Consider the following 22,655-nt stretch of genomic DNA (forward strand, 5'->3'; position numbering starts at 1 on the left):
GAACAGAAAGGAAACGCTAACCTAACAGGTATCCGGCAGAGCTGACAGTATTAGGGGCAGAAACTGAGCAGAGCAGATGCATTTTCAGCGCCGGCAGTTGCCTGCCGCCACACGCTGGCCTCTATCATCTCCCCGAAAAACCGGCCGGCCGGTGCTCTCGACAATCCTGCCCGCGTCAGCTCGGTTTCAATCGGCGGCCGCCGCCGGGCACTAATGCCGGTGGTGAGGCCGAAAAACCAGTACATCAGCCGCAGTAACAGCGCGTGCCACCAGCGCTGGGGCGCGGCAAAATCGGCCAGGAGCCAGGCGCCGCCCGGCGCCAGCGCCGTGTGCAGCCGCCGAACCAGAAGCCGCAGCCGATGCGGCTCAAACAGGTCCAGAAAGAAAAAGGTAGCTACCGTTGCAAACTGCTCGTCGGCCCGCAAAGTGGCCTCCGTACCCAGCCGGAATTCCACCTGGCCCAAGCACAGGGGTAGGGTTTTCGCAAGCCAGGCCTGGCTGCGGCGTAGCATCCGGGGTGAGGCTTCCAGGTACAGCACCTGCGCTGCGGGCCGGCGCCGCAGCACCTGGCCCAGCACCCAGCCTGTGCCGCCCCCAATAATGAGCACGCGGCCTTCCTGCTCCGGCAAACCTGCTTGCAGCGCGGCTTGCTGCGCCTGCTGCAGGCTGCGTCCGTACACCAGCCGGGCCAGCGGGTCGTAGAAAGAGGCCACCAAGTCGAAGCCGGAATCAGGGAGGCGAGGCATACGCAAAGCTAGCAGGGTAGGCGGGAGCGTCGACAAATTGCCGGCCGCATCGTATCAGGACCTATGACGACGACGTTGCGCCGGTTGCTGGCCGGTATTACCCTTTTCGTAACCGAATTTGCCATTACCCTCATGCTGGGGACGCTGGGCGTGGTGCTGTTCCTGGCCCTGAGCCGGGAAGTGTTCGACCAGGACGCCGCCACGTTCGACGCCGCCGCGTTTCGCTGGTCGCGGCAGTTGCTGGGCCCTGAGCGGCAGCAGTGGGTGGAAGCGGTTACGTTTCTGGCTTCCCGCAATTTTATTTCCGGGGCCGCGGGCCTGCTCATCAACTGGTTTCTGCTGGTGCAGCGCCACCGGTGGTACTCGCTGCTGGTGCCGGTGGTGGCCTTGGGCAGCATCACCCTGAACCTGGTGCTCAAGCAGCTCTATAACCGCCCGCGCCCCCTGCTACCCCTTACCTCGGCCTCGGGCCTGAGCTTTCCCAGCGGCCACGCCATGATATCGGCCTCCTTCTACGGCCTGCTCATTTACTTGGTCTGGACGCATGTGCGCCGCCCGGCCGTGCGCTACCCCCTGGTGGCCGCGCTGCTGCTGCTGATTCTGCTCATCGGCCTGACGCGGGTGTATTTGCGGGTGCACTACGCCACCGACGTGCTGGCCGGCTTTACGGCAGGGGCGGGCTGGCTGATTGTGGCCATTCCGCTGCTGAAACAAGTAGAAATTATGGTGAAAAAACGATTTAAAAAGCAACTGCAATCAGCTGAAAAACAGCCTATATAGCGTAAAATCAGGCTTTTTTCAAAAAAATTTATCAAGTTTTTTTGAGCAAAAGCTTGACACGGGTCGAAAAAGGCCCCTATCTTTGCAGCATCAAATGACAACCACCACGGCGGTCAGATGATAAAAAAAGCTGCGCTTGTGGCGAAATTGGTAGACGCGCTGTCTTCAGGCGGCAGTTCCGAAAGGTGTGAGAGTTCGAGTCTCTCCGAGCGCACGAAAGCCGATCCAGAAATGGGTCGGCTTTTTTGTTTTATCCCGGATTCGCGCTGATTGGATTGATTTCGCTGATTTCTCGTAAGGACGGTGTATTGAAGCCGGCTTCAGTGGTTTTTCCAGGACTTGCTGGTGGGAGGTGAGGCAGTGCCCCGTTTTCCTACCCCTGCCAAACAAACAAACCTATCCGCTACCAGCTCCTGAAAAATGAAGTCGTTTGCCGGCCGCTTACTGGCCCTGTTTAGCCTGCTTACCCTGGAAGTGGCGCTGGTAGGAGGCATGTTTCTGCTGTCGGCGCTGTTGTTTTTCTACCTCACGCGGGTAGTTTTTGTGCAGCACTCGGTGGCGTTTGATGCCTGGGCCTTCGGGCAGATGGACGTGCTGCGCGCCGCTTGGCCCGGCCTGACTACTCTGGTCTATGGCCTGACGTTTTTTGCTTCCCTGCCTTTTCTGGTGGGGGCGGGGGTAGGAATACCCGTCGTGCTGCGGGGGCGTGGGCATAAGCGCGAGGGGTTGGAGGTGTTTCTGGCCGTAGCCGGAGCCGCGCTGCTGAATCAACTGCTCAAAACGCATTTTCAGCGCGTGCGGCCTGCTTCGGCGCTGATTTTCCAGCAGGGCCTGAGCTTTCCCAGCGGCCACGCCATGATTGGGCTGGCCCTCTACGGCTGCCTGGCCTGGCTGCTCTGGCGGCACCGGCGCCACCCCATTTGGGCCGCCTTGCTGCTACTGTTCGCAATGCTCATCGGCCTCACGCGGGTGTACCTGCATGTGCACTACGCTACCGATGTGCTGGCCGGCTTCGCAGCGGGGCTGCTCTGGTTAATTCTGCTGCGCACCGCGCTGCTGCTCTGGTGGCGGGGAAAAGCAGGAAGTGAGGAAGCGAGGAGGTGATGGGGTGAAACGCGCTGGCGGCAGACTTCTGGCCGGAGGCCAGGCGTCCGTCCGCCGGCCAATGGGGCAAGTCTCCCGACTTGCGGCCGCCGAAGGCGGCCAGCTCGCGCCTGCGCCGTTAGGCGTCCGCTCAAATCTCCTACCCCCTCCCCCTTGGCTTCGTGAGCACCAAACCAGCAGGCATTTTACACACATCTATAAACAAGGCAACTACTCCTAGCAGTGCGAATGGCGCAGGCGCGAGCGGGCCGCCTTCGGCGGCCGCAAGTCGGGAGACTTGCCCCATTAGCCGGCGGGCAGACGCCTGGCCTGTGGCCAGAAGTCTGCCGCCAGTCCTGTAGCGCGTTTCACCCCATCACCTCAAATCACAATTTCACCGTTACCCGCAGGGCCAGCAGGCCCTTCACGCCCTGGAGCTCTTCCAGTTCCAGGTATTCCAGCCCGGGCTCCAGCAGGTCCCGGTCCTGGAGGTAGTCGATGTATTCTTCGTACTCATCGGCCTCACGCTGCTGGGAGTACACCAGGGCAATTTTGCCGGGTTGGGTCAGCCGCTCGCCGGTACCCTGCACCGTGGCCTTATCGATGCGCTTCTTGATGATTTCGTAGCGGATGTTATAGGCGCCGTCCACATCAAACTGGCGCTCATCCTGGCGGAAGCGGATGCTCAGGGGCTGGCTATGGATAAGGATGAGCTGGGTGGTTTCGAGTGGTACGGGCAGGGTTGGGCGCAGGGCGGCGGTGCGACGGGTAATTTCCACCATTACCAGCAGCTGCCACAGGCGCAGGTTTTTCAGGAAAACCAGGTCAAACGGCTTGTTTTCCACCAGCGAAGCCCCCACGTAGATGTTGTGCTCTACGCCGTCGGTCTTGAAGCGCTGGAAGTAGTGCGGAAACATGGCCTGCGCCTTGGCATCTTCCTCGTCGAGGTAGCTGCTGACGGCATCGTTGAGCAGGGTGGTGGTTTCCTCGAAGGCCTTGCGGCGCTTGTACAGGATGCCTAGCTCGGGGTCGATGTTGGCCCAGTACTGCCGGATGACAGGCCGCAGATCCGGCGTGTTCTGGCTCAGGTACTCAAACAGGGGCTCTACCTCCGTGCGCAACGACTCGAAAATGCTGACCTCATCGCCCGACAGAATTCCTTCGCGCAGACGGCGCAGGTTTTTATTGACGTAAAATTTTAGCTCGTCCAGAATGGGCAGCTGCTGAAACTCGGAGGCTTTCTTGAGCACTTTGCCGGCCAGGGTCAGGTGCTCAATCAGGTCGCCCTGAATGGCTTCGTTGCGGGCCGTGCTGCTGCCCCTGATGTCGCTGGAGCCGTGCAGGGGGTACACGTCGTGAAACACGATGTCCTCCATTTCGGCGCTCTTGTTGCCATCCTCCAGCTTTTGCAGCAGGTTTTGGGCGGCATCCGTAAAGCGCCACTCCATGGTAGGATGAATGGCCGTAAACTTCTCCTTGATGATGGCCTGCACCCGGGTCTGGATGTCTTCGGCGTTGCGCTTCACGGCCACCGCAAACAGGGGCACAAACTGGTTCACATTTTCCAGGCTGAACTCGTTGAGGTCGCCCACGTTGGGCGAGCCCAGCTCCAGCAGGCCCACCGTATCGTCGCCGTAGGGTAGCAGGGCCAGAATGGCCGAGCGGATGCCGAGGCTGAGAATCTGCTGGCGCAAATCCTCGGGAATATCGGCCTGCTCCACGTCTTCCAGCACCAGGGGCTGGCGGTCGGCCCACAGCCGGCTGTAAATCTGGCGGAAGCCGGAGCCGGCATCGGGGCTGTGGAGCTGCTTGGTTAGGAAGCTGTGGTTGATTTTGCGGCCGAAATCCACGAAAGCCCGCTTCTTGCCGTCGTAGGCGGCAATGCCCAGCTGCAGAAACGGCCGCCCAAACAGCACCCGCAGCTTTTCCTGGATCTGCTCCAGGCGGTCGGAGGCCTGCAGCACGTCGCGCTCCAGCAAATCGTACTTCAGCTCCGACAGAATTTCCTGCTCCGTGACATCGACCAGGTGCAGGATGTTAAAACCCACCAGCTCGAAGTGGTGGGGCGGGAGCATCTGCTGCCACAAATCGGCACGGTGGGGGTTGCGGGCCAAGTGGTCAAGCTGCTCCGGGGTCAGCTCCGGCTTGTCGCCGTGCACCCTGATTTCCACGAACGTGGAGTTGAACTCTACCCCATAGTGGCGGTAAAGGCCAATGCTGTAGTCGGGCACGGTGAAGATGATGGTGCCCTGCAGCGGCAGGTGCACTCCGTACACTTTCTCCAGAATCAGCTGGTAGGCCATGCGGGTGGTATAGACCTCCAGCGTCCGCATATCAATATTCAGCGGCTGCTTGATAGACTTAGACGGGTTCAGCAGCACCTCCGCGAAGCGCGGGGTATGGTAAAAGCTGTGGCGCTGAAACGGCGCAATGGCTCCCGCAATGTCGGTATCGAAGGAAGCCGGCGGAAATACGGCCAGCATCAGGGTTTCCACCAGGTCGCAGTTGCATTCCAGCAGCTTCAGATCCTCGATGTTGCCCCGCGACCAATCGGCGGTGGCTACCTGCTCACTGACGGCTTTGGCCAGCATGGCCACGCCCACATTCTGGGAGTTTTCACCCCGCTGCCAATAAGCAATCAGAGGTTCCAGGCTAAGCGTAGTCTGGAAAGGAAAAGTGGGCGTAACCGCCGTAGAGGGTTCTTTCAGCATAAACCAGAAACGCGCTACAGCCGCCGGCGGGACTGTGGCCGACAAGACGTAGTGCGGTAGTATATACGGCAGGAGCCGCCCCCACGGACATACGCGGCACCGGGAATCAATCGACCTCAGTGCCAGTAGTCCGGCGGTACGGTACTGCCGAGCTAAAAACGCTCCATGGTAATGGTCTTCAACTCGTTGTTGCCGCCAGTATCCGTCAGATCAAACTGCTGAGAAACGCCCTTCTGATTGGTAACAAATACCTTCTTACTGGAATTCTGGTAGCAAGTGCAGCACCCGTCGCCCTGGTAGCGGGTAGAGAGTTGAATGCTGTCAAGCTTATAGGTGTAGGTAGGGGTAGCGCGCCGCCGCTTGGCCAGGTACAGGGTATAGCGGTAGGCGTTGAGCTTGCGGCCGGTAACCAGCCCAAAAGGGGTAGCGTTGTTGATAATGATGGGCTGGGTAAACACCACGGCGCGGCTGCGGGTCAGGGCCACGGTATCGGCGCGGGGGCGCTGGGTAGTGTCGCGCGGGTTCCGGACCAGGTACACCGTATCGATGTAAGAGGGGAAAAAGCCGCGGAGGCTGTCCTGGGAATTGGCGAGGCTGAACTGCAGGCCAACGGCATCGGCGTACGTATCATTACACTCGCAGGCCACGGAGCCGCAGCAGGCCGCAACCAGTACAGTGGTAGTCAGAACAAGAAGCCAGGTAAGAAAGGAGCGCCGCATAGGCCGTAAAGATAACACGCCGCTCAGCAGCACCCGCCGCCAAGCCGAAAGTTGCCGAAGTGCCTGAAAACAGCACCAGCCGGCCCGCTTCCGCAGACCGGCTGGTGTAACGCGGGCCTTCCCTGCTTATTGAGGGGTAGGCCGTAACTAAGTTATTCCTTCACGAAACGCTTGGTTTCCGCGCCCGAGCGGGTTGTGATTTTGAAGTAGTAGGTGCCCACCGGCAGGTCGGCCACGTTTACTTGCAGCGTGTGGTTGCCTTTCTCGGCCTTGGTTTCCTGGGCTACGGTGCGCAGGGTGTTCCCGCGCCCATCGAGCAGCTCCACTGTTACGGGGCCGGCTTTCTTCACCTCATACTCCAGTTGGTTGGTGCTCACGGAGGGGTTGGGGTACACGCCCACGTTGCCGCGCCCGGCGGGGGTAGGCGTTTGGGTGGGTGCATTGGGGTTGAGCAGGAGGAAGGAGGTAGGCTGGAAGTAGCGCCGCATGCCCGCTCCGCTACCCCCGAGCAGCCAGCCCTTACCGGCCTTGGCTGGCTGCTCGGGGGTAGCGGAGCGGGCCAGAATGGCTTTGGTATCGGCCTGCCACTTTTCGCGCTGGGGCTGCACTTCCTGGGCCAGCTTGGCAATGTCGCCTTCGTACTTCTGGGCCAGCTGACCCACGTTCTGCAGAATAGCTTTGGTTTCGGCGCGCAGCTGCTGGAGCTGTTGCTTCTGGGCGTCGGTCAGCTCGGGGCGGGGGCCGGTGGGCGTGCCGGCCGGGCGGAAGCTCTGACGGAGGGCCTTGGCTTTCTGGCGGGCTTCCTTCAGCTGGGCCCGGTAGAGCGTGATTTGGGCTTTGTCGGAAGTAGTCAGCTGAGTTTCCAGCTTCTGGCGCTGCTGGCGCACTACAGGCAGCACTTGCTGCTGGTAGTAGGCGCGGAGCTCCTTGCGAGCGGGAGCGGCCTGGCGGGCCTGGGTGTTCTGGGCTTGCACGGCCGAGCCGCCGAGGAGCAGCGACAAAGCCAGCGCGAGGGTAATAGCTTTCATGAAGTCGTAAATGCTAGTGGGAAGAGATGGTGTATCCGGATTCACTGGCATAGATGCCGGGGCGGGGGTAGGGTTTAATCCACGAAAAAAGAAAAACCGCTCCGGAAGGCTATCCAAAGCGGTTTTGCTATATATGAGCTGTCATTCCGAGTGGGAGCGAAGAATGACAATGCAGAAGGCGTAGGTAATAAGTAAAAGTCAAAAAGACCGTGTCCTGCTGAGCTTGCCGAAGCATCTCTACCGCTTTGTTGTAATGCTATTGATTAGCCAGAGGGAGAGATGCTTCGACAAGCTCAGCAGGACACGATATTCAACTGATAATAGTTAAGCCTAACGGAACGTATCGTTGGTGTTAATCACCTTGACTTCCGTCACGTTGAGCTTGTAGGTGGCTACTTCGGCGTCTTCGGCTACTACCTCCTTGGGCAAGCCGGCCTTTACCACGTTGGCGTAGCTCATGGGCGAGGGCGTGTTGTTCTTGAGTACATCGGCCAGGGGCTGGGCTTCGCTGTCATCGGTCACGATGGTCACGAACATATTCTGCACCTGCCAGTGCTTGCGCATGGCGCGGTTCACGTCGTCCACCGTCAGCTTGGCGAGCTGGGCATCCACATCCTGCAGCCAGTTCTTGCGGCCGTAGAAGCGCGAATCAAGCAGGAAGCCGAGCTGCTTGGCGGGGGTAGTACCGTAGAGCTTCACGTAGGAGCGCAGGAAGGTACGGGTGCGCTCGAAGTCTTCCTTACTCAGGCCATTCTTCATCACGTTATCCATTTCGCGCACGGCCAGGCGCAGGGCAAACGGAGCGTGACCTACTTTCAGGTCGCCGAGCTCGGTGGGGTATTGCTTGCGCAGGCCTTCGGCAATTTGCACGGGGCGCAGCCAGAGGCTGGCGTAGTTGGCGTGGCGCGGCACACCGGGCACGGGCAGCATGTTGGAGCCGCCGGCTTCGTACCACTCGATGTAGCTGTAGTCGCCGTAGTTCATCGAGCGGGTCGTGCGGATTTTGTCGTAGAGCTTGCCGTAGCTTTTGCGGTGCTCACCCAGCCAGGAGTTGGCTACCATCAGGGCCGCGAAATCGTCCTCGGCGCGGGTGGTTTTGATGGGGAAACCCGCGTACACGGCCGAGCCCAGGGCGTCGGGCTTGCTGATAATTTCAACGTGAATGCCGTTGGGCATGGCCGCCACCGGAATGGGGGCCTTCACCGAGCTTTTGGGCAGCTTCTTCAGATCAGCTTCCAGCTGCTTGGCAAACGAAGCGGGGTAGTTGCCGGCCAGCCCAATGGTCAGGTTATCGGTGCCGAAGGCGGTAGCGTAATACTGCTTTACGTCGGCCAGGGTGATGCTCTTGACCCCGGCAGCGGTGCCGCGCGTCATGTGCTGGTAGCGGGAGCCGCGGAACAGCTGGTCCTCCAGCGCAAACTTGCTGTAGTCCTCATCCGACGAAGCCCGGATAACCTGCTCCACGTAGTTGAGCTGGTTGCTTTTCAGACGGTCGAAGTCTTCCTGGGTAAAGCTAGGCGTGAGCATCAGCCCGCGCAGTACCGGGTAAAACTTATCGATAAAGTCCTTGTGAAACTCGAAGGTGAAGGTGGTGACTTCCTTGTCAGTGGTGGCGTAGTAGCGCGCCGCCATGGGGTAGAGCAGGTCCTTGAGCTGGGCCGAGGTCAGGTCTTTGGTGCCGCCCTCGGTTACGAGCTGGCTGGTGAGGTAGGTTAAGCCCTCTTTGCCCACGGGGTCGGCGGCCGAGCCGTTGCGGAACTGCAGCTTCACCACCACCTTGGCGGCGTTGGGCTGGCGCAGTTCCACTACCTCAGCGGCGCGGGCCGCGGGGGTAGCTACCGGACCGAGCAGCGCCGCGGCCAGCAGAAAGCGGGAGAATGTATAACGCATGAGAAGAAAATCAGGAAGGAAAAGGGAAAGAGCTTACTGCACGCCGCCGGTAGCGTTCGGGCCAATGGTGCCTACGGTGAGGCCTTCGGGCACGAAATACTTCTGCGCCGCCGCCTGAATGTCCTGGGGCGTTACCTGGTCGTAGAGGGCGTAGAAGCGGTTCAGGGAGTTCACGTCGCCGGTCAGCCAGATAAACTGCGACAGGGCGTTGGCAATCTGGTCGGGGGCGTCGAGGCCCATCAGGAAGCCATACTTCAGCGCCGATTTGGTGTCGGCGAGGCGCTTGGCATCTACGGGCTTGGTTTTCATCTCATTCAGGGCCTTGGTAATCTGCTCCTTCACGTAAGGCATATCCTCGGCCTTTACTACCGAGGCCCGGATGGTGAGCAGGTATGGGTCGCGGGTGTAATTGGGCGAGCCACCCACGAAGCGCACCTTCTGCTCCTTCACCACCAGCTGCTGGTAGAGCGGCGAGTTTTCGGCGAAGAGCAGGGTAGTCAGCACATCCAGGGCAGGCAAGTCTTTCTGCTGATCGGAGAAGGCCGGAGCACGGTAGCTCAAACTCACCAGGGGCGGGAAGCTGGCGTTCTGAATGTGCACGTAACGGGTGGCCGTCTGGGCGGGCTCGGGCTTGATGTCGGGCTTGTAGGTGCCGCGCTTCCAGCTGGCGAAATACTTGTCGGCCAGCTTGTTTACCTCATCAGCCTTCACGTCGCCGACTACTAGCAGGGTCGTGTACTCAGGGCGGTAGAACCGGTCGAAGAAGGTGAGGGAGTAATCATACTGGTTGGGCATGTCCACCACGTCCTTGAAGAAGCCCATGGTGGTGTGCTCGTAGGTATGCTGGTCGAAAGCGGCGTCGGCCACCTTTTCGTTGAGTTGGGTGTAGAGCGAGGCCGAGTTCTTGGTGTACTCGCCCTTCACGGCCCCGGCTTCGGCCTTGAAGTCGTGCTCCGGGTACTTCAGGTTCTGGAACCGGTCGGCTTCTACCTCAAACATCTTCTCCAGCATGCGGGCGTTGCCGGTCATGTGGTACACGGTGCGGTCGAGGGAAGTGTTAGCGTTGGCCGCCGCCCCGATGCTTTGCAGCACGTCGTTGTACTGGTCTTTGGAGTACTTCTCGGTGCCCCGGAACATCACATGCTCAAAGAAGTGCGCGAAGCCCGTATGGCCCGGCTCTACCTCGTCACGGGAGCCAGCGCGCACCACCAAGAAAAACGAGGCCAGCCCCGGCGAGTCGAAGGGCACAGTCACCACGTTCAGACCGTTAGGGAGTTGCTTTTGCTGGATGGGGTAAGGGAAGGCGGCATTGGCGGCTGCGGCGGGGGTAGCGGCGGCGTTGGGCGCGGCTTTCTGCTTCTGGGCCTGGGCGGCCGGCGCGGCGGTCAGCAGAGCCGTACCCAGCAGCAGCGCCTGTACTGCGTGTTTCATCAGAAATGGTAAAGAGTGAGCTTGGGGCGGCGGCCTCGGAATGCGCCGCCCACGGCAAAGTAACCGAATCCGCCGCGACGGTTGCGCCAAATGGGCTTTTCACCACCCCGTAAAACGACCTTCCCCGCCCAAATGGCCCTAATGAGCCACCTAAGCGGGGAAGGAAACAACAGCTGGGAGAAGCGGCCTAATTCACGGCGGTAGAGTCAGTGGACTGCGCCGACTGGCCGATGATTTCCTCTAGTGGCCCCGAGGCAGCCAGCTGCTGACGCAGCGTATCCGCGTCGGCGTCCAGCTGGGGCCGGATCTGGTCGAGGGCCAAGCGCAGGGCTTGTACGTCGGAGAGGCGGGCCGCTTTGGTCTGGCTGTAGCCGTGGTACATGGCCACTCGCACTTTGCTGCGGCCCGTGCCGGTGTAGGTGCGTACTACGTCGCCCTTCGAGTCAATGATTTGCACTTCGGCCTTCAGGTTGGTGCGGTACCATTCCAGGGGCATGCCCAGCAGGCTGGGCGTCATCAGGGTCAGCATCTGGAAAGCCTGCAGGGCCCGGCCGGTGCGCTGCACCTTGGCCTGGGTTACCAGCAACTTAGCGTAGCCATACTTCACCGTGTCGGGCTGGGCCTCGGCCAGGTGGAAAGATAACTCCTGCCGAAACACTTTGCTGGCGTCGTCGGGGTAAGCGCCGTCGGTCTGGCCCAGCGGGCCGGACTCCACTACGGCTTCCAGCTGGGGCAGCCGACCCAGCGCCACCGAGTTGTTGGAGCGGATGGTCCGGAACACAGCCTTCTCCGTGGATTTGCAGCTACCCAGGCCCAAGCCGGCCACCGCCAGAAATACATAAGAGTAAGAACGAAGCATATGTATCACAATCAGAGTCCTACCGCACCAGCGGAATGTCAAAATTACAGCACAGGAACGCCAGAAAAACACAATTTGATTTATGATTTACAATTAAAATATATGATTTTTCTTCTATAATTATCAAGGCTATATACAGGATGTAAACCTGTATTGGTTAAATGCAAAATACCTTGCCCTCCATCGAAGAAGAGCAAGGTATTCAGGTAGTTATTCCAGACCAGGCATTATACCTGGGTTGAACTTATAGAAGGCCCGCCTTAGTGAGCGTGCTGGCTGAGGCTGCTGTCGGCCTCGGCCAAGTCCAAAACGGGGTCAGGAGCCACATAATTGTCCACAAACTCGCCTTCCCAGCGGGCTACTACGGCCGTGGCCAGGCAGTTGCCCATCACGTTGACGGCGGTACGGGCCATGTCCATCAGGGCATCAATGCCCAGGATGATGAACACGGGCCAGGCCGGCAGGTTAAATGAAGCTACCGTGGCCAGCAGAATCACCAGGGAGGCGCGCGGCACGCCGGCTACCCCCTTCGAGGTCAGCATCAGCGTAAACACCATCACCAGCTGCTGCCCGAACGACAGCTCCACGCCCGCCGCCTGGGCCACGAACACGGCGGCCAGGGAAAGATAAAGCGTGGTGCCATCGAGGTTGAAGGAATAACCGGTAGGCATTACAAAGGCCACAATGCGGCGCGGTACGCCAATGCTTTCCATGGCTTCCATGGCCCGGGGCAGGGCGGCCTCCGAGGAGGTAGTGGCGAAGGCAATGCTGACGGGCTCGGCAATGGCCTGCACGAAGCGCTTGAGCGGGATACGAGCAATCAGGGCCATGGGCACCAGCACCAGCACAATGAAAGCGGCCAGGGCACCGTAAAGCGTGAGCAGCAGCTTAAACGCGTTCAGCAGCGGCCCGAAGCCCATTTTGCCTACCGTATAGGCCAGGGCGCCGCCTACCCCAAATGGGGCGAAGAACATCACCACGTTGGTAAACTTGAACATCACCTCCGAGAGGCTTTCCGTGACTTGCAGCAGGGGCTGGCGGTGCTTCTGGTGCACCATGGCCAGGCCAATGGCGAAAATGATGGCAAACACGACCACCTGCAACACCTGCCCTTCGGCCACCGATTTGGCAATGTTCTCGGGGAAAATGTGCAGGATGATGTCGGCCGTGGTTTGCTTCACGGTTTCCAGCTTCTCGGTATCGGCGGCAATGCCGCTGCGGTCCACGCCCTCGCCGGCCCGGGTCAGGTTAATAGCGCCCAGCCCGATGAAGAGGGCAAACGTGGTAACTACTTCAAAATAAACCAGCGCCTTCAGGCCCATCTTGCCAACCTGTTTCAGATCGGCGTGGCCGGCAATGCCCACCACCAGCGTAGCGAATACCAGCGGGGCAATAATGGTTTTCACCAAGCGCAGAAACACGTCGCTGAGCACTTTCAGCTCTACGGCCTGCTTGGGGAAGTCGTGGCCGATTTCGGCGCCGACCAGCATGCTCACCACAATCCAGAAGGTGATGGAGCGGCGCTGCACGGCCAGGGCAATGGCCGCCAGAATGGCCAGCCAGCGGGCAGCCATGGCAATAGCCGGGTCGAGCGTAAGCCAGCCCTGGGCCGTAGCGGCCGTCAGCACGGCGGCTACCAGAAACAAAACAAGAACAAGGGGGGCGAGTCGCGAAAACTTCATGCGCGGCAATTCGGGGGAAAGACGGTAGCGGGAATGCAGCAAAGATAGGTTTCTCCCGGCAGTAGTGCAGTCAGCTGAGCGGGAGCCTGGCAATAGCAACTACCCGGCTTCGTGGCCCAGGAGCCGACCGCCACCGCCGGCCACTACCCGGCATCGGTTATCTTTCGCCCGAATCCACCCCTCAGGAGTTCCATACATGCCGATCTGGACGCTCACGCCCCTGGTGCTACCTCTGCGCTACACCTGGAAAATCTCGCGCAACGCCTCTACTACCAAAACCAACCTGCTCGTGCGCCTGCGCGAAGGAGCCCACGAGGCCCTGGGCGAGGCCGCGCCCAACGTGCGCTACGGCGAAACCCCCGAGAGCCTGCAAGCGGAGTTTGAGCAGCTGCAGCAGGCCGGCCTGAACCAGTGCGCTACCCTGCCCGCGCTAACCGAACTTCTGACCGCTCACCCACCGGCCCACGCCCTGCGCTTTGCCCTGGAGTCGGCGCTGGTACACCTGGAGGCCGCGCGGGCCGGGCAGGCGGTGGCCCAGTGGCTGGGCGTGCCTCCGCCAGCGGCGGCCGTGCCCACGGCGTTTACCCTGCCCATTATGGAGCCCGGAGCCGTGGCCGAGTTTGCGCGGGAGCAGCAGCTGGGCCGCTTTTCCTTGCTGAAAATTAAAGTGAACCGCGAAGGAGCCGTGGAACTGCTGCGCGAGGTAACGCGCCTGTTTCCGGGGCGGGCGCTGCTGATTGATGGCAACGAGGCCTGGCCCGACGCCGACAGCCTGCGCCAGAGTTGGGAGCAAATCCGGCGGCTGCCGGGCCTGAACGTGCGCCTGCTGGAGCAGCCCCTGCCTGCCACCCGCGCCGCCGACTACCGCGCCCTCAAAGGCCAGCTCGGCTGCCCCGTTTTCGCCGATGAATCGGTAACTGACGAGGCCGACTTTGCCGCTATAGCCCGGCAGTTCGACGGAGTAAACATGAAGCTGATGAAAGCCGGCGGCTACCTCAACGGCCTGCGTATTCTGCGCGAAACCCGCGCCCACGGACTGCAAACCATGCTGGGCTGCATGGTGGAAACCTCGCTGGGCATCCGCTCGGCCCTGCACGTAAGCGCCCTGGCCGACGTCTGCGACCTGGACGGCTTCCTTATCGTACAGGACGAGCCATTTCAGTTGGTGCGGGAAGAAAGCGGGCACCTGAGGGTAACGCAGTAAATGAATAGCTGAGTTATAAGCGGGAGTAGGACGAGGCCGCGCCGCTGTAGCTTCCTACCCCACATACAAGCACAAAGCCCCCGATGAGCAAACACCGGGGGCGCAGAATGCTCAGCTACTCACGTATTTAGTTGCTCTTCAGCTTGGCGTCAATGGCCTCAAGCTGCTTGTCCAGGGCAGCCGTGTCGGCGGGGCGCGGGACGCTGCCGCTGAGCACGCTGATTTTCTGGTTCAGCAGTTGAATCTTTTCGGCCATGAGGCTGATTTTGGTGTTCATTTCCGAAAGGCGGGTTTCCATGGCGGCGGGGGTAGCCGGAGCCGGGCGCGGGTCTAGGTAGGTGTCAAACTTGGCCGTGGCCGGCACCGAGTTGTCGCCGCGGGCCTGGGCGGCGCTGGCGGGGGTAGCAAACACAATGTCGCCGTTGGGGCGCACGTAGTCGCCTTCCTTGAGGGTCGTGATTTTGCCGCCGGGCAGCTCTACAATACCGCTCTTGTAATTAATTTTCGTGCCGTTGGAAAGTAGCACGTTTTTGGTAAGCGGCGTAGGGCGCTTGCCCTGCACCAGCACTACTTCGCCGTTTTGCAGCATAAACCGGTCGGAGGGGGTAGTAGCCACCGGCCCGGCCACGTTGGTTGAGCTAGTGGTTTGGGCCAGGGCAGCGGAGGCGGTCAGCATACTAACAGCCAGAGCGGGCAGAAGCACGAGGTTTTTCATGGGGCAGAGGGTAGGGAGGAAATACCCGCCTGTGTACGGCATTCAACCCGCCGCGTTCTGCCCCGGGCTTGGTCCGGCACCGGCAGGACATGGAAGGCCGGAAATTATTTTCTGCAAATCGATGAAATGGTGTTGCGACATTAAATGTAGGTACATATATTTGCAGCACCATTCGGCTTTTTCCCGCGGCCATGAAAATAGAAGACGAAATTAAGCAGCCCGCTTTCAAAGACGACTACCAGAAAGCCTACATCAATCTGGTGTTTACTGCCGGTTGGCTGCAACTGCGCCAGAGCGCTCTGTTCAAAGAATACGGCCTTACGTTGCCTCAATTCAACATTCTGCGCATCCTGCGGGGGCAGCACCCCAAGCCCGCCACCGTGAACCTGCTGATTGAGCGCATGCTTGATAAAACCAGCAATGCCTCGCGCATTGTGGATAAGCTGGAGGCCAAGGCGCTGGTAACGCGCAAGGTGTGCCCCAGCAACCGCCGGGCCGTGGATATCCGCATCACCGAGGACGGGCTGGAGCTGCTGCAGCGCCTGGATGCGGTGATGGCCGCGCAGAGCACCGGCCTGCAGAACCTCACTGCCCAAGAGGCTGCCCAGCTTAGCGACCTGCTTGACAAAATCCGCGACTAACGTTTTTCAGTTTCTTCCTGTTGCCCTTTTTCCTTTTTGTTGATAACGCCATGAAAAAAATGATTTTGCCGGCGCTGCTGGCTGCTTCCCTGTTTGCGGCTCCGGCCTTCGCTCAAAAGCCTGCCGTTAAGAAAACCACCCCCGGCACCGAGAAGGCCGCCGCCACCGCTTATGCCGTGCAGCCCCAGCTGAGCACCCTGGGCTGGGTAGGCAAAAAAGTAACCGGCCAGCACAACGGCACCATTCAGTTCAAGGAAGGCAACGTACAGGTGCGCGGCAACCAGATTGTGGGCGGCACTTTCCTGGTGGATATGAACTCGCTGAAGGTGGAGGACATCAAGGAGAAAGAGTACAACGACAAGCTGGTGGGACACTTCCGCTCCGACGATTTCTTCAGCATTGATAAGTACCCCACGGCTACCTTCAAAATCACCAGCCTGGCCCCGCTGAAAGGCGACGCCAACGGCAATAACGCCACCGTAACCGGCGACCTGACCATTAAAGGCATTACCAAGTCGATTTCCTTCCCCGCCAAGGTAGGCGTGAAGAACGGCGTGGCTTCGGCCAGTGGCACCGCTACCATCGACCGCACCAAGTTCGACATCAAGTACGGCTCGAAGTCGTTCTTCGAAAGCATCGGCGACAAAGCCATCATGGATGACTTCACGATGAGCTTCAACGTTATTGCCAAGAAGTAATTCTTCGGGTAGTTCCTCCCGTTCCGAAAAGCACACGACCCCGCCGGCAGCCGCCGGCGGGGTTGTGTGCTTGTGGTGGTTACTGGGGGAGGCGGCTTTGGCGCTGCAGCATCTGCTGGTGCAATTGCCGGCCGAGCGCGGCGGCGGGCTGGCGGACGGGTGGCGCGGCTAGGTCGCGGAGGTTGAAACGGAGCCAGTACGTGCCATCGGCGCGGGTGTATTCCCGGTCGTGGTTTGCATCGGGGCGTACTTCCACCAGCATGACAGCAGCCGGGGCGAGGTAGTAACGGGCTTCCAGGTGAGTACCGTCGGGCGTGAGCTGACGCAGCTGACGCCCGCTACGGTCAGAAGCAAACAAGGTGGTAGCATCCTCCCCGTTCTGCTCCCCGTCGGCATTGGTATCTGCTTTGATGATGCCGTAAAACAGGTAAGGCCAGCGGGCATCAGGCTTCTGCTGGTCATCAATCTGCTGGATAACAAACTGGCCGTGAGGAAGCAGTAAATGCTGCTCGTTCACGTTTGATTTGCGCATGAACACCACGTTATAGCAGGTGCCCTCAATGCCGCTTCTGCCCTCATCATCGCTGCCATAATAACTCCCCGATTCGAAGGTGCGGCTCCGGGCAGTACCGTCTTTCGTGAGTACCGAAATAGGCTGGTAATAAAAATCGGTGCTATCAAGGTCAACGGGGGAGTTGTAGTGTTCCCGGTATTCGCGGGCCGCTTTTTCTACGGCTACGGTACTGGGCGAGGCGTTGGCGCCGGCAGGTGGGGTAGGCGGGTCAGTAGAGCAGGCAGTCAGCGCGTAGAGGAATCCGAGGCAGCGAGCCCCTTTGGCAGAAAGCATAACGAACCGGATAAAATGGACCGGCAAGTAATCACCTAATCCGGTAGTTCCAGCTCACGGGGCAGCTCAAATTTCAGGCTGCGGCTTTTAGTGCGGGCGTGCAGCTGCTGCAGAAAATCATCTAGCTCCGGCTTGTACTCCAGCCACAGGTCTTCGTGCAGGTTCTGCAGAATCAGCTGGGCCGTGCGCGCCGCCAGCCGGGCCGTGCTGGTGTAAAAGCCCGCGTACACGCTCTCGAACTGCCCGGTATAGTTCTCGAAAATGTGGCGCAGGGTGTACAGGTTCAGGTCCACTTCCAGGCGCTTGTCCTTGGTGATGCGGCGGGCGCGGGCTACCTCTTTGGTGGCTTTGCCAAGGGCTTTGGTGAGGCTGCGGTTGAGCAGGCGCCCCGTGGCACCCACCGCAAACAGCTCATGAATCTGGTCGGAGGCCTGCTCGAACACGGTTTCGGTGGTCACGTCGGGTAGCAGCTCAAAGCTGAGCGTGTCGTAGAGCTCGGCGTCGCGGCGGGCCGCCCGCAACAGCAGCGCTTCCTTTTCTTTATCCGACAAACGTTTGAGGGCGCGCTTAAACTCGGCGGACGGAACGGGCATGGGAATGAAAGCTGATGTGGAGCGAAGGGGGTAGGGCCGGGTCAGACCTTTACGTGGCAAGTTGGGCCGTGGATAAGCGGAAGCCGTTGCGGCCTGCTTCGCGGATAGCGGTAAAAATACGGTGCGGCTTCCGCATCGTGCCGCTATTAGGCCGGCTGGCCCGGTGCTGAGCCGGGTTCAGGGCCCCGCGAGGGGGTAGGGCCGGGTGGCGGCTTACCGCAAAGAAAGCCCGCCGGAATCTTTCCCGATGCCCGGAAACGTTTCGGGCACTCAGCCAGTTATACTACACCTGCCGGGATAATAGAATCCGGCTTTTTGCCCGTTTCTCCGTATTTTTGTGCTATGAACAGCAAACCGCAAATCGAGTACGACGAGGACGTTCTGCTCCTGGAGGAAACCATTGACGTGCGCGACCTGGTCGTGTACAACGATGACATCAATACCTTCGACCACGTTATCAAAACCCTGATGGACGTGTGCGGCCACGAGCCTGAGCAGGCCGAGCAGTGCACGCTGCTTATTCACTACAAAGGGCAGTGCACCGTGAAGCACGGCGCCTACGACGAGCTGGCCGGCATGTGCACCGCCATCCACGACCGGGGTATTTCGGCCGACGTAGTGTAGGTAGCCACCGCCGAAAAAATCTGTCATCCTGCGCCCCGGCCAAGGACCTATCAGGCCGAAATCGGTGTTCTGATTCGGGTGGCCTGATCCTTACTGGCAAGCCCCGGATGACAGTTCTTTTATCCTCTTCCTGACCTGAATGGAATTCCCTTCCAAACTGATAGAAAACGCCGTGGGCGAGTTGTCGAAGCTGCCGGGGGTAGGCAAGAAAACCGCTCTGCGCCTGGCCCTGCACCTGCTGAAAGCCGAGGCCGACACCACCGCTACCCTGGCGGAGGCCCTGGCCAAGATGCGCTTCGAGATTCGCTACTGCGACACCTGCCACAACATTTCCGATACGCCGGAGTGCAGCATCTGTGCCAACCAGCTCCGCGACCAGAGCACGGTGTGCGTAGTATCCGACATCCGCGACGTAATTGCCATTGAGAATACGGCCCAGTACCAGGGCATGTACCATGTGCTGGGCGGCGTCATTTCGCCCATCGAAGGCATTGGCCCCTCTGACCTTACTATTGACTCCTTGGTGGAGCGCGTGACCCGGGAGGGCTCCGAAATCCGGGAGGTTATTCTGGCCATCAGCCCCACCATGGAGGGCGACACCACGGCCTTCTACCTCTCACGCAAGCTCCGCGACCTGCCCGAGCTGAACGTCAGCACCATCGCCCGCGGCATCCCGATGGGCGGGGAGCTGGAGTACGCCGACGAAATTACCCTGGGCCGCTCCATTGTGGAGCGCCAGCGTCAGGCCCGCTGAGCTAGAGTGGGCTACCCCTGATCAAGTAAAAAAGCCTGTTGTACCCCAACAGGCTTTTTTACTTGATCAGGGGTAGGGACGGTTAAGGTTGGTCGCGCAGCAGTTGCTTAAGCTGCTGCTCAAGTTCCGCCAGAGGCGCTACTATATTGTGGCTCATGTTGCTCCAGTGGTTACTACTTGGGCCGGCGCTGTAGTCAACCAAAAATTGGTATTCCAGATGGAGCGCCGTGCACAGGTAGTAGAAATAGTTAGGCCGGTAACCATCGTAGCAGAACTCCAGCACCTTGGTCCCGGGCTCGCACCACAGCAGATTAGTTAGTCCTGCTCCGTGAGGGGCAACCACCACCGCAGCTTCCAGGAATAGCTCAATCTGGGCACTGATGCTACGCGGCTCATCTTCCACTATCTCGAAGCCATATGACTGCATAAGCGCCCTGACGGGGTCTTCGTTCAGGACGCGCCGGCGCCCCGCGCGGGAGAGATACAAGCGCCGCCAGGGTTGCACGGCTGGCTTTTGCGGCCGAAAGCGGGTCCGCAGCAGGGCCAGGTCGCCCAGGCTCGACGACCAGCTTTGCTGGCTGTTGGCTACCAGGGCGCAGTCGGTGCGCAGCTCCGTGTTCCACAGGGCAGCGGTATCAATGATGTTGGCGGCCGGAATACCCAACAGGTTCAGAAAGTCGCGTTCAAAAGACGTGTGCAGGAGCGGATAGCATACTTTGGCCTGCTGCCAGATATCGGCTCCATAAGCCTGCTCGATGCGGCAGAGCTTGGCCACCACGAAGGTGGTGTAATCATAGAAGCTGGCCCACTGGTGGGGCCAAGGGGCTACTACCAGCGGATAATGCACCTGGCGCCGCTTAAAGGGCATATCAATTAAGCCGGCAGCAGCAGAGAAATCGACGTCGAGCAGGGTGCGACCGTTAAGAAGCAGGCCCCCGGTACGGCACACGGCCAAGGACCGGACCGCGTTGCGACCGGTGCTGACCTGCCACACGCGGTCCGGAGCAAAAGTGCGCGTTTCGGGCCGGTGGTGCGCCCCGCCTCCGTTGGCTGCGCTGGTGCCGGCTAACTGCACGGAGGGATATTGTTGATCATATATTTCCTGCCCCCGCAGCAGGGCTAGGCTCTCTGCCTGACTTAGCGGAACACGCCACAACTTTTTGGAAGCGGAAAGAGCCGCGGTTTTTAGCGTCTTCTTGGCCTGAGCAGCCATTTTTCTGAATGCCATAGAATGAAGTCAGGCGGAAGAACAGAACTTCGCCACCTTACCAGGTAAGCGTAAAAGGCCATTGTGATAGCAAGAAAGGATTATTTAGTTGATATTTTATGTTAGTAAAATTATAAATAATAGAATTCGACCCCTACTTAGGATTAATGGCATGGTGCTTCGTCTGGCTCTTATGGCAGCTATACTGCCTGGCCGCATTGTTTCATAAGCTACTCCAGGAGGCGAGTTGCCTCCGGCGCACTACACCCGGGCATAGCAGTGCACGGCAGTTGGCTGATGTTGAAACCCGGCCGGCAAGCCATGCAAGTTTCTAGAACAGATAGACTCTGCTTACCTTTCGCGGCCTTTCCTGCTCTGCTCCCTGTGCTGCCTGCCGTTACGCTGTCCGTCGTTATTGTCAACTATAACGTTTGCTACTTTCTGGAGCAGGCGCTGCTGTCGGTACGGCGGGCGGTAGAAAAGCTCGGCCGGCCGGTGGAGGTATTCGTGGTAGACAACAACTCCGTGGATGGCTCGGTGCAGATGGTGCGCAGCCGGTTCCCGGAAGTCATCCTCCTTGAAAACAAGGACAACCCGGGTTTCTCCAGGGCCAACAACCAGGCCTTGCGTCAGGCCCGGGGGCAGTACGTGCTCCTGCTCAACCCCGATACCGTGGTAGAAGAGGACACCTTCCGGCTCTGCTGCGAGTTTATGGACGAGCACCCGCAGGCCGGCGGACTGGGCGTGAAGATGCTGGACGGGCAAGGTACCTTTCTGCCGGAAAGCAAGCGGGGGCTGCCTACCCCCTGGGTGGCCTTTTACAAGATTTTCGGGCTGGCGAAGCTATTTCCCAAGTCCAGGCGCTTCGGGCGCTACCACCTGGGCTACCTCAGCCCCGAGCAAACCCACGAAATTGAGGTACTCAGCGGGGCCTTTATGCTCATGCGCAAGACTGCTCTGGATCAGGTAGGGCTGCTGGATGAAGACTACTTTATGTACGGCGAGGACATTGACCTCTCGTACCGCTTAACCCAGGGCGGCTGGAAAAACTACTATTTCGCCGGTACCCGCATCATTCACTATAAGGGCGAGAGCACCAAGCGCACGAGCGTAAACTACGTGTTCGTGTTTTACCGGGCCATGGTGATTTTCGCCCGCAAGCACTTTGCCCCGGGTCGGGCGGGGGCCTTCAGCTTCCTGATAAACCTGGCCATCTGGCTGCGGGCCGGCGCGGCCGTGGCCCAGCGCCTAGTGGTGCAGGCGGCGCCCGTGCTGCTGGATGCTGGCCTGCTCTACGGGGGCATGTACTTTCTGAAAACGTACTGGGAGCAAAACCACCGCTACGTGCGCGAGCCTTACCCCGAGCCCTACATGGCCGTAGTCGTGCCCGTGTACGTGGCGGTGTGGCTGCTATCGGCGTTTTTCAGCGGGGCCTACGACCAGCCCACCCGCGTGAGCCGCATCGTGCGGGGCATTTTTGTGGGCACGGTCCTGATTTCGGCCTTCAGCAACTTCCTGGATGCCTGGCGCTTCTCCAAGGCCCTGATTGTGCTGGGGGGGGCGTGGGCCGTGGCGGCCCTGAGTCTGCGGCGGGCGGCGGCCAACTTCCTGCGCTACCGCACCTTCAGCCTGACGGCTGAGTACCAGAAAAACGTGGCCATCGTGGGCTCGGCGGAGGAAGCCCAGCGGGTGCGCTACCTGCTGGAGCACGCGGCCGTGCCGGCGCGTGTAATTGGTTACATCGAGCCCGGCACGACTGCGGGCAAGGCCGCCACGCCCGCCGACGACCTGCTGGGCGAGGTGCGCCAGCTCGACGACATTATCCGCATCTATGATCTGAATGAGCTGATTTTCTGCGGCCGCGACCTGTCGGCCAGCCAGATTATCGGGCTCATGGTGGAGCTGCACCGGCAGCCCCCGGTAGCGTACAAAATCCTACCCCAGGGCAGCGAGTACATCATCGGCAGCTCGGGCAAAGACTCGCCCGGCGACTATTACGCCCTCGATATCAGCCTGAACCTGTTCCGGCCCGCGCAGGTGCGCACCAAGCGCTTGCTCGATATTGCCGTTAGCCTGGTGCTGCTGCTGGCGGCGCCGGTGGTAGTGTGGGCGCAGCGGCGTAAGGGCGGCTTTCTGCGTAACTGCCTGCGGGTGCTGGCCGGCTCGCGCACCTGGGTGGGGCTGCGGCATGCTACGGCTCCGCGCCGGCTGGCCCGGGCGGTGCTCTCGGCCGCCGACGCCGCCCAGCCTACCTCCGCGCCCCTCACCGAAGCCACCCGCCGCCGCCTGGAGCTGCTCTACGCCAAGGACTACGAGCCCGGCACCGACGTGCGTCTGCTGCTGCGCTGCTTCCGCGGGCTGGGGCGCGAAGAGTAACTTTCGGGAAACCCGGTGGGGGCGTTCTGCCCCGCGCTCCGTACATTCCGCCTACCTTTGTGGCCTT

Annotated in this window: 20 protein-coding genes and 1 tRNA gene; 9 read left to right on the top strand and 12 right to left on the bottom strand. The window is 60.2% G+C overall.

The annotated features are described in order from the left end of the window. Positions 1 to 50: 50 nt before the first annotated feature. Entirely contained in the window at positions 51 to 746 is a 696-nt protein-coding gene (locus GGU46_RS06955) for a class I SAM-dependent methyltransferase (protein WP_183402838.1), read from the bottom strand. A 63-nt stretch (positions 747 to 809) separates the two neighbouring features. Here GGU46_RS06955 and GGU46_RS06960 point away from each other — a divergent pair, with 63 nt between their 5' ends. The 3 genes from GGU46_RS06960 (at position 810) to GGU46_RS06970 (ending at position 2,630) form a co-directional block, all read left to right on the top strand. Next, a complete protein-coding gene (locus GGU46_RS06960) occupies positions 810 to 1,526 on the top strand; it encodes a phosphatase PAP2 family protein (protein WP_183402839.1) in 717 nt (238 codons plus the stop codon). 132 nt (positions 1,527 to 1,658) lie between these two features. Beyond that, positions 1,659 to 1,740: transfer RNA gene (locus GGU46_RS06965), tRNA-Leu, on the top strand. A gap of 206 nt (positions 1,741 to 1,946) precedes the next feature. After that, positions 1,947 to 2,630 carry a phosphatase PAP2 family protein gene (locus tag GGU46_RS06970; RefSeq protein WP_183402840.1) on the top strand — a complete coding sequence of 228 codons (684 nt, stop codon included), beginning with the start codon at positions 1,947 to 1,949 and terminating at the stop codon, positions 2,628 to 2,630. A gap of 365 nt (positions 2,631 to 2,995) precedes the next feature. Here GGU46_RS06970 and GGU46_RS06975 read toward each other — a convergent pair whose 3' ends face one another. The 7 genes from GGU46_RS06975 to GGU46_RS07005 all read right to left on the bottom strand — a co-directional run bounded on the left by GGU46_RS06975 (position 2,996) and on the right by GGU46_RS07005 (position 12,929). Then, positions 2,996 to 5,320 (bottom strand): GAF domain-containing protein, encoded by a 2,325-nt coding sequence (locus GGU46_RS06975; RefSeq protein WP_183402841.1) that lies wholly within the window; start codon positions 5,318 to 5,320, stop codon positions 2,996 to 2,998. A gap of 152 nt (positions 5,321 to 5,472) precedes the next feature. Then, entirely contained in the window at positions 5,473 to 6,039 is a 567-nt protein-coding gene (locus tag GGU46_RS06980) for a hypothetical protein (RefSeq protein WP_183402842.1), read from the bottom strand. A 152-nt stretch (positions 6,040 to 6,191) separates the two neighbouring features. Further along, positions 6,192 to 7,067, bottom strand: a complete 876-nt coding sequence (locus GGU46_RS06985; RefSeq protein WP_183402843.1) for a T9SS type A sorting domain-containing protein — start codon at positions 7,065 to 7,067, stop codon at positions 6,192 to 6,194. 330 nt (positions 7,068 to 7,397) lie between these two features. Next, complete coding sequence (locus tag GGU46_RS06990) at positions 7,398 to 8,957, bottom strand: M16 family metallopeptidase (protein ID WP_183402844.1); 1,560 nt, start codon at positions 8,955 to 8,957, stop codon at positions 7,398 to 7,400. 33 nt (positions 8,958 to 8,990) lie between these two features. Further along, positions 8,991 to 10,388, bottom strand: a complete 1,398-nt coding sequence (locus GGU46_RS06995) for a M16 family metallopeptidase (RefSeq protein WP_183402845.1) — start codon at positions 10,386 to 10,388, stop codon at positions 8,991 to 8,993. A gap of 187 nt (positions 10,389 to 10,575) precedes the next feature. After that, a complete protein-coding gene (locus tag GGU46_RS07000; RefSeq protein WP_183402846.1) occupies positions 10,576 to 11,247 on the bottom strand; it encodes a hypothetical protein in 672 nt (223 codons plus the stop codon). A 260-nt stretch (positions 11,248 to 11,507) separates the two neighbouring features. Then, positions 11,508 to 12,929, bottom strand: coding sequence for a dicarboxylate/amino acid:cation symporter (locus GGU46_RS07005; RefSeq protein WP_183402847.1), 1,422 nt, complete (start codon positions 12,927 to 12,929; stop codon positions 11,508 to 11,510). A 196-nt stretch (positions 12,930 to 13,125) separates the two neighbouring features. On the opposite strand from GGU46_RS07005, the gene GGU46_RS07010 reads away from it, so the two are divergent. Beyond that, the gene (locus tag GGU46_RS07010; protein ID WP_183402848.1) at positions 13,126 to 14,133 is read left to right on the top strand and encodes a dipeptide epimerase; all 1,008 of its coding nucleotides are present in this window, start codon (positions 13,126 to 13,128) and stop codon (positions 14,131 to 14,133) included. Positions 14,134 to 14,260: 127 nt separating this feature from the next. On the opposite strand, the gene GGU46_RS07015 is transcribed toward GGU46_RS07010, so the two are convergent. Beyond that, positions 14,261 to 14,848 carry a DUF6799 domain-containing protein gene (locus GGU46_RS07015; RefSeq protein WP_183402849.1) on the bottom strand — a complete coding sequence of 196 codons (588 nt, stop codon included), beginning with the start codon at positions 14,846 to 14,848 and terminating at the stop codon, positions 14,261 to 14,263. 191 nt (positions 14,849 to 15,039) lie between these two features. On the opposite strand from GGU46_RS07015, the gene GGU46_RS07020 reads away from it, so the two are divergent. After that, the gene (locus tag GGU46_RS07020; protein WP_183402850.1) at positions 15,040 to 15,489 is read left to right on the top strand and encodes a MarR family winged helix-turn-helix transcriptional regulator; all 450 of its coding nucleotides are present in this window, start codon (positions 15,040 to 15,042) and stop codon (positions 15,487 to 15,489) included. 50 nt (positions 15,490 to 15,539) lie between these two features. After that, positions 15,540 to 16,187, top strand: coding sequence for a YceI family protein (locus tag GGU46_RS07025; RefSeq protein WP_183402851.1), 648 nt, complete (start codon positions 15,540 to 15,542; stop codon positions 16,185 to 16,187). Positions 16,188 to 16,266: 79 nt separating this feature from the next. Here GGU46_RS07025 and GGU46_RS07030 read toward each other — a convergent pair whose 3' ends face one another. Both GGU46_RS07030 and GGU46_RS07035 read right to left on the bottom strand, forming a co-directional pair. Continuing rightward, entirely contained in the window at positions 16,267 to 17,034 is a 768-nt protein-coding gene (locus GGU46_RS07030; RefSeq protein WP_183402852.1) for a hypothetical protein, read from the bottom strand. 35 nt (positions 17,035 to 17,069) lie between these two features. After that, positions 17,070 to 17,627: a hypothetical protein gene (locus GGU46_RS07035; RefSeq protein WP_183402853.1), complete on the bottom strand. Its 558-nt coding sequence runs from the start codon at positions 17,625 to 17,627 to the stop codon at positions 17,070 to 17,072. Positions 17,628 to 17,969: 342 nt separating this feature from the next. On the opposite strand from GGU46_RS07035, the gene GGU46_RS07040 reads away from it, so the two are divergent. Both GGU46_RS07040 and recR read left to right on the top strand, forming a co-directional pair. After that, a complete protein-coding gene (locus GGU46_RS07040) occupies positions 17,970 to 18,251 on the top strand; it encodes an ATP-dependent Clp protease adaptor ClpS (protein ID WP_139923925.1) in 282 nt (93 codons plus the stop codon). A gap of 139 nt (positions 18,252 to 18,390) precedes the next feature. After that, the gene (recR, locus tag GGU46_RS07045) at positions 18,391 to 19,005 is read left to right on the top strand and encodes a recombination mediator RecR (protein WP_183402854.1); all 615 of its coding nucleotides are present in this window, start codon (positions 18,391 to 18,393) and stop codon (positions 19,003 to 19,005) included. An 82-nt stretch (positions 19,006 to 19,087) separates the two neighbouring features. Here recR and GGU46_RS07050 read toward each other — a convergent pair whose 3' ends face one another. Further along, on the bottom strand, positions 19,088 to 20,233 hold the full coding sequence (locus GGU46_RS07050; RefSeq protein WP_183402855.1) for a glycosyltransferase family 61 protein: 1,146 nt from the start codon (positions 20,231 to 20,233) through the stop codon (positions 19,088 to 19,090). Between the two features lie 363 nt (positions 20,234 to 20,596). Between GGU46_RS07050 and GGU46_RS07055 the strand changes: the two genes are divergently transcribed. Continuing rightward, positions 20,597 to 22,588 carry a glycosyltransferase gene (locus GGU46_RS07055; protein WP_215906279.1) on the top strand — a complete coding sequence of 664 codons (1,992 nt, stop codon included), beginning with the start codon at positions 20,597 to 20,599 and terminating at the stop codon, positions 22,586 to 22,588. Positions 22,589 to 22,655 lie beyond the last annotated feature (67 nt).

Origin of the sequence: Hymenobacter latericoloratus (assembly GCF_014199535.1) — a bacterium.
Lineage (GTDB): Bacteria > Bacteroidota > Bacteroidia > Cytophagales > Hymenobacteraceae > Hymenobacter > Hymenobacter latericoloratus.

Coding starts and splice junctions, on each gene's coding strand:
- GGU46_RS07010 (WP_183402848.1), top strand. CDS start 13,126: ATGCCGATCTGGACGCTCACGCCCCTGGTGCTACCTCTGCGCTACACC.
- GGU46_RS06960 (WP_183402839.1), top strand. CDS start 810: ATGACGACGACGTTGCGCCGGTTGCTGGCCGGTATTACCCTTTTCGTA.
- GGU46_RS06970 (WP_183402840.1), top strand. CDS start 1,947: ATGAAGTCGTTTGCCGGCCGCTTACTGGCCCTGTTTAGCCTGCTTACC.
- GGU46_RS06955 (WP_183402838.1), bottom strand. CDS start 746: ATGCCTCGCCTCCCTGATTCCGGCTTCGACTTGGTGGCCTCTTTCTAC.
- GGU46_RS07050 (WP_183402855.1), bottom strand. CDS start 20,233: ATGGCATTCAGAAAAATGGCTGCTCAGGCCAAGAAGACGCTAAAAACC.
- GGU46_RS07000 (WP_183402846.1), bottom strand. CDS start 11,247: ATGCTTCGTTCTTACTCTTATGTATTTCTGGCGGTGGCCGGCTTGGGC.
- recR (WP_183402854.1), top strand. CDS start 18,391: ATGGAATTCCCTTCCAAACTGATAGAAAACGCCGTGGGCGAGTTGTCG.
- GGU46_RS07015 (WP_183402849.1), bottom strand. CDS start 14,848: ATGAAAAACCTCGTGCTTCTGCCCGCTCTGGCTGTTAGTATGCTGACC.
- GGU46_RS07020 (WP_183402850.1), top strand. CDS start 15,040: ATGAAAATAGAAGACGAAATTAAGCAGCCCGCTTTCAAAGACGACTAC.
- GGU46_RS06990 (WP_183402844.1), bottom strand. CDS start 8,957: ATGCGTTATACATTCTCCCGCTTTCTGCTGGCCGCGGCGCTGCTCGGT.
- GGU46_RS07005 (WP_183402847.1), bottom strand. CDS start 12,929: ATGAAGTTTTCGCGACTCGCCCCCCTTGTTCTTGTTTTGTTTCTGGTA.
- GGU46_RS06985 (WP_183402843.1), bottom strand. CDS start 7,067: ATGAAAGCTATTACCCTCGCGCTGGCTTTGTCGCTGCTCCTCGGCGGC.
- GGU46_RS06975 (WP_183402841.1), bottom strand. CDS start 5,320: ATGCTGAAAGAACCCTCTACGGCGGTTACGCCCACTTTTCCTTTCCAG.
- GGU46_RS07040 (WP_139923925.1), top strand. CDS start 17,970: ATGAACAGCAAACCGCAAATCGAGTACGACGAGGACGTTCTGCTCCTG.
- GGU46_RS07025 (WP_183402851.1), top strand. CDS start 15,540: ATGAAAAAAATGATTTTGCCGGCGCTGCTGGCTGCTTCCCTGTTTGCG.
- GGU46_RS06980 (WP_183402842.1), bottom strand. CDS start 6,039: ATGCGGCGCTCCTTTCTTACCTGGCTTCTTGTTCTGACTACCACTGTA.
- GGU46_RS06995 (WP_183402845.1), bottom strand. CDS start 10,388: ATGAAACACGCAGTACAGGCGCTGCTGCTGGGTACGGCTCTGCTGACC.
- GGU46_RS07030 (WP_183402852.1), bottom strand. CDS start 17,034: ATGCTTTCTGCCAAAGGGGCTCGCTGCCTCGGATTCCTCTACGCGCTG.
- GGU46_RS07035 (WP_183402853.1), bottom strand. CDS start 17,627: ATGCCCGTTCCGTCCGCCGAGTTTAAGCGCGCCCTCAAACGTTTGTCG.